We start from the raw sequence: 6,014 nt of genomic DNA, 5'->3' as shown, positions 1-6,014 counted from the left end.
GGCTCGATCGTCGGCAGCGTCAGATGTGTATAAGAGACAGCTTTGAAAAGTTCCTGATCAATGAAAAAGGAGAGTTGGTGCATCGTTATCGTTCGGCAGTAAAACCTCTTGATGAGCAGATCGTAAAGAATTTTTAAGCTAAAATAAATATTGGAAAATCCTGAAGCTTCTGGCTTCGGGATTTTTATTTTGTATACAATCATTCCCTTGTTTAATATGTTGCTTTTGAATATTTATCCTTACCTGGTGCTGTTGCTTGGTTTTGTCATTGCACTTTATCTTATACTAAGAAAACCAAAAATAAAGGCAATTTCCCTTACGGTAGAAGAGAAAAGAATGCTGCGTGATGAAGTTTCATTTTATGCCGAGCTGGATAATGAAAAGAAAATTGTTTTTGAGGATAAGATTTCCCAATTTCTAGGCATGGTGAAAATTGAAGGTGTTGGGGTTGAGGTTACTCATCTCGATCGTTTATTAGTGGGGGCTAGTGCAATCATTCCCGTTTTTGGCTTTGATAATTGGCATTATAAAAATTTAGGGACAGTGGTACTCTATCCAGATACCTTCAATAAGGATTTTCAGTTTGCCGAAGGAGAAAGAAATATTATGGGCATGGTGGGTGATGGTTACATGAATGGCCAAATGATTCTATCCCAGTCTGCGTTGAGGCATGGTTTTTCTAAAAGTGCTGGAAAGGAAAATACCGGGATCCATGAATTTGTGCATTTATTGGATAAATCGGATGGGGCAACAGATGGTATTCCTCAAAATTTCCTTAAACATGAATATGCGATACCATGGGTGAAAATGATGCATAACGAGATTAAAAAGATAGCAGATAACCAATCAGATATCAATCCTTATGCCACAACCAATGAAGCGGAGTTCTTTGCGGTAGTGTCGGAATATTTTTTTGAAAATCCAACTAGAATGAAAGATCATCATCCTGAGCTCTATGATAAGCTGACGATGATCTTTGCACAAGATCCTGCTAAAGAATTATAGGGAAATCATATCCAATAGAATTTTCTGCTCCGACCGATTTCTAAGCTAATATACTTGAGGTTTAGATCAAGAAACCACCGCCAAGTAGGTCGTTACCTTCGTAAAATACGGCAGATTGACCTGGGGCTATTGCAGACACGTTATGGTCGAAGACTACCCTCATTTTATCTTTTTCCTGAACTATGGTGCTTAAAGTGCCGGCGTCTTTATAACGGATTTTGGTCACTACATTGTCCAACGGTTCGTTGATGTTTTCGTATTTGATCAGATTGATGTTCCTCACCATGGCCTCTCCACGTTCCAGTTCATCGGCCCTACCTAATACCACTGTATTGCTTTCCGGTAAAATTTGGGTAACAAACATAGGCTCTCCAAATGCTACACCTAGGCCTTTACGTTGTCCTATGGTATAAAAAGGGTAACCTTTATGTTGGCCAATTACCATGCCTTGGCTATTGATGAAATTTCCACCGGCTACACGGTCTTCAAGATCTTCCACCTTGTGTTTGAGAAAGGCACGATAGTCATTCTCTGGTACAAAGCAGATTTCATAGCTTTCACTTTTCTTTGCCAATTCTTCCTGTCCCATATCAAGGGCCATCTGCCGAATTTCAGCTTTGGTAAAGCTGCCCAAAGGAAACTTGGTACGGGCCAGATTTTCTTGTGAAACACCCCATAATACATAGGATTGATCCTTGTTTTCATCCTTTCCCTTAGAGATGACATAGCGATTATTGTCCTGTACGCGGATGTTGGCATAATGGCCCGTGGCAATAAATTCACAGTCAAGCTTGTTGGCGCGTTTTAGCAAAGCTTCCCATTTGATGTGGGTATTACACAAAACACAGGGATTTGGGGTTCTTCCGGCTAAATATTCGTCTACAAAATTGTCGATCACAAAATCTCCAAACTCATCCCTTATATCTAATATGTAGTGGGGAAAACCATAATTCACGGCAAGTGTACGGGCATCATTGATACTGTCTAAGCTGCAACATCCAGTTTCTTTGCTGTTGCTACCGGAAGTGGCATAGTCCCAGGTCTTCATGGTAAGTCCAATTACTTCATACCCCTGTTCGTGCAGCATGACCGATGCTACCGAACTATCAACTCCGCCACTCATGGCCACTAAAATTCTACCGTGTTTGCTCATTGTTAAAAATCAGAATGCAAAATTAAGCATTTAGTTTAAAACTGCTTCACATAGCGGTCTTGCCAATGTAAAAAGAATACCTTTTATCTGCTAGATGATCTGATTTGGAGTGTAGTATTTAATTGTATAGTCTCATAAGGCCCCATATCTTTCCCTTTGATCAGGTTGATTAAAAGTTGTGCCGCAGTATAGCCAATTTCATGCGAGGGTTGGTATATGGTGCTCAATGAGGGATTGAGAAGCTCGGCAAGATCCGAGTTGCTAAAGCCGATAAGCGCCATGTCCTTTGGTATTTGAATGCCTTTCTGATGAAGAAGGGAAAGACATTTGGTGCTGAGCAGGTCGGTTGCCGTAAATATGGCTTGGGGCTTTGTGGTGCTTAATAATTCTTCCAGTGCTTTCTGCAAGCTTTCATTTAAGGTTTGGGGAGTAGTTGTGTTGCAGAATTTAACTAGTTCCTGTTTGAATTCGATATGGTGGTCTTTCAATGCTTTTTTATAGCCTTCGAAACGCTCGCTGGCCATGGTAAGCCTAGAATTGCTGTTGATATGGGCAATTTTGGTATGGCCATTGTCTATAAGATGCTTGGTTGCCTCATAAGCACCCTGAAAATTATTGGCGGTGATTTTATGTGCGTCCATTTCATCGCTAATCCTGTCGAAAAGTACAATAGGGAACCCGCTCTCCTGAAGTTTTTTGAGGTAGGAAAAATCGGTGGTCTGGTAGGTAGGAGAAATCATGATCCCATCAACACCACTGGCGTAGAGCAGGTCAACGCAGGCCCTTTCCTGTTGTTGAGCTTCTTTGCTTTGCATAATGATGATGTGATAACCGCTTTCGGTGCAAATTTGGTCAATCCCGTCTAGCATTTGAGCTACAAAGTTGTTGTCTATAGAACAGATCACCACACCAATAGAACGTGTCCTGCCTTCCTTAAGGCTTCTGGCCATTCTGTTGGGGACGTAGTTGTGCGCCTTTGCGTAATCCAATACTATTTTTTTCGTTTCCTCACCAATCTGATAACTGTCTGTTAATGCTCTAGATACGGTGGAAACGGAAAGATTTAGCGCCTTGGAAATATCACGTAAAGTTATGTTGCTCATCTTAATAAAGTTGGAGATAAATATACGAACAAAACCGGTAAGGAGTAAAGTGGAGTTTTCTTATTGTTTTACGTGTTTTTTTATAATTTTTATGTTATTGTGTAATGATTTTGATTTATATCTTTAAAATTTAGTTATTTTTTGATTTTTTAGTTATATATTATGTTTATTTTTATGTTTTTTATGGTGTTTTATATTTTTATATATGAATTTTGTGGAATATTTTGATAATTATGTGGTTATTGAAGGTGTTTTTGATGAAATGAAGTGTGTTGGTGGGGTTAGAAAGCATTATGATTTGTTTATGAATGCGTTTCAGAACGTGAAAGCTGATGAAATGGGTCTGAAAGATGAACTTGCCAAAAAACTTTTTTTGACCCAAGGCATTACTTTTACCGTTTACAGCAGCGGTGAAGGCATTGAAAAAATATTTCCTTTTGATATTTATCCGCGTATTATTCAGGCCATGGAATGGGATTTTATTGAAAGTGGCATAAAGCAACGGCTAAAAGCATTGAATATTTTTTTAAAAGATGTATATAGTCACCAGTTTATTATCAAGGATGGTATTATTCCTGCTTCTTTGATCTATTCCTGCCCCAACTACCTACGTGAAATGATGAATGTGGAAGTGCCTTTTGATATTTATACACATATTAGCGGTATTGACCTCATTAGGGACCATGATGGTTCCTATTATGTATTGGAAGATAACCTAAGAACACCCTCTGGCGTAAGCTATATGCTCGAAAATAGGAGCATTAGCTATCGTTTATTCCCCAACCAAATTCCCGAAAATAAAGTAAGGCCTGTACATGACTATCCAGATTTATTGATGAAAAACCTCTTGGCTTTGGGCAATAGACACACCAGTAGACCAACTGTGGTGCTTTTAACACCCGGCATTTACAACTCGGCTTATTTTGAGCATACCACTCTGGCCCGTTTAATGGGGATAGAGCTGGTAGAAGGCAGGGACCTTGTGGTAGATAACCATAAAGTGTACATGAGAACAACCAAGGGGCTGAAAAAGGTAGATGTGATCTATCGTAGGGTAGATGACGAGTTCTTGGATCCACTTATATTTAGGCCGGACAGCATGTTGGGTGTGCCTGGAATTTATCATGCCTATAGAAAAGGAAATGTGGCCATTATCAATGCTATGGGCAATGGTGTTGCCGATGATAAGGCTGTTTATGCCTATGTGCCCGAAATGATCAGGTACTATCTCAATGAAGAACCCATTTTAAAAAATGTACCTACCTATAGGATGGAAAATATGGAAGAAAGGACTTATACGCTTAAAAACCTGAATAATATGGTGGTGAAGCGCACCAATGAAAGTGGCGGCTATGGAATGTTGATCGGTAACACGGCAAGTGAGGCCGAGCTACAGAGCTTTGCAGAAGAAATAGAAAAATCGCCAAGGCAGTTTATTGCACAGCCCATTATCAGTCTGTCGTCGGCACCATGCTATATTGACGGTAAACTACAGCCTCGCAGGGTTGATTTAAGGCCTTTTGCCTTGAGCGGGCCCGATGGAGTAGATATTGTGCCTGGAGGTTTAACAAGGGTGGCATTAAAAGAAGGTTCTATTGTGGTGAATTCCTCGCAGGGTGGCGGCAGTAAAGATACCTGGGTAGTAGATTAGGGAGTAAAGAATAAGGAGTAGCGATAGAGAACAAATGACAATAATCTTTTCAACGCCCCCTTATTAGACTTTCTGATTAAAAAATAACCAAAAACAAAATAAACTAACCAATCAAAGAAAAACATGCTAAGTAGAGTAGCAGAAAATATATTTTGGATGAGCCGATATATGGAGCGCACCAATATGCAATTGAGAATTTTAAGGACCTATTATATTGCTTCGCAAGACGGGGTGCCTTTTGTAAAATGGGATGATGTATTTCGCTACTATAATCAGGGGATACCGGCTGAAAAGAGTTTAACGGCCAATGAAGTGCTAAACTTTATTTTGTTTGATAAGGATAACGAAAGCTCGGTAGTAAACAATATTTTTAAGGCTAGAGAGAATGCGAGAAGTGCACAAGACCATATTACCAAAGAGCTTTGGCAATGCCTCAACGACTATTATCACCTTATAAGAGACAAAAGCCTGCAAAGACAGTTATATAGTGGCGATCCAGTCAGTGCTTTAGATCAGCTTGTGAAGCAATGCATGTTGTATTATGGTATTGTAGATATATCCATGTTCCGGAGTGAAGGTTTTAACTATCTCAATACCGGGAAATACCTTGAGCGTTTGTTGCAGTCTATTGATGCATTGACCATGCAGATCAGTAGGACCAATGGTTCCATAAAAGATAGTATGGATATTGTAAGCTGGCGTTATTTTTTGGTGTCCATTTCTGGTTATGAATACTATCTGAAATCGAACTCCGGCACGGTAAATCCTGGCCTAATCTTTAAGCAGGTACTCTATGAAATGCATTTCCCCCATTCTATAGCCTATAGTATTGCGCAGCTAGATAGGTATGCCCAACGCTTAAAGCCGGAAAGCTTAGAAGAAAGTTATGATAAGTTGGAGTTTTCTATTGGAAAGGCGGCCGCCATATTAAAATATAATAGTCCTGGTACCGATATAGGTGCCCAACTGGCATTGTTGCAGTCGGTTGAAAGTAATCTGTTAAATGTGGTACAGGTGTTTAACGAATACTACTTTGGAGTTACGGCCTAGTTTAGTTTATGTGTTCACCCTTTCAATAGTTTATTCCATCATTCGATATTCA

The 6,014-nt window shown here is 39.7% G+C and carries 5 protein-coding genes; 3 read left to right on the top strand and 2 right to left on the bottom strand.

What is annotated here, in order from left to right; translation table 11 throughout:
* The first annotated feature begins 225 nt into the window (after positions 1 to 225).
* The gene (locus JHD79_RS10985) at positions 226 to 1,005 is read left to right on the top strand and encodes a zinc-dependent peptidase (RefSeq protein ID WP_233164647.1); all 780 of its coding nucleotides are present in this window, start codon (positions 226 to 228) and stop codon (positions 1,003 to 1,005) included.
* Between the two features lie 61 nt (positions 1,006 to 1,066).
* On the opposite strand, the gene mnmA is transcribed toward JHD79_RS10985, so the two are convergent.
* Complete coding sequence (gene mnmA / locus JHD79_RS10980) at positions 1,067 to 2,158, bottom strand: tRNA 2-thiouridine(34) synthase MnmA (protein WP_199119281.1); 1,092 nt, start codon at positions 2,156 to 2,158, stop codon at positions 1,067 to 1,069.
* An 83-nt stretch (positions 2,159 to 2,241) separates the two neighbouring features.
* The gene (locus JHD79_RS10975; RefSeq protein WP_199119280.1) at positions 2,242 to 3,261 is read right to left on the bottom strand and encodes a LacI family DNA-binding transcriptional regulator; all 1,020 of its coding nucleotides are present in this window, start codon (positions 3,259 to 3,261) and stop codon (positions 2,242 to 2,244) included.
* 205 nt (positions 3,262 to 3,466) lie between these two features.
* On the opposite strand from JHD79_RS10975, the gene JHD79_RS10970 reads away from it, so the two are divergent.
* Positions 3,467 to 4,912 carry a circularly permuted type 2 ATP-grasp protein gene (locus JHD79_RS10970; RefSeq protein WP_199119279.1) on the top strand — a complete coding sequence of 482 codons (1,446 nt, stop codon included), beginning with the start codon at positions 3,467 to 3,469 and terminating at the stop codon, positions 4,910 to 4,912.
* A 123-nt stretch (positions 4,913 to 5,035) separates the two neighbouring features.
* Positions 5,036 to 5,962, top strand: coding sequence for an alpha-E domain-containing protein (locus JHD79_RS10965; RefSeq protein ID WP_199119278.1), 927 nt, complete (start codon positions 5,036 to 5,038; stop codon positions 5,960 to 5,962).
* Positions 5,963 to 6,014: the final 52 nt, after the last annotated feature.

Source organism: Pedobacter sp. ASV28 (assembly GCF_016428855.1).
Lineage (GTDB): Bacteria > Bacteroidota > Bacteroidia > Sphingobacteriales > Sphingobacteriaceae > Pedobacter.
The sequence above is the reverse complement of the archived record's forward strand: the minus strand, read 5'-3'. Positions and strand labels throughout refer to the sequence as shown.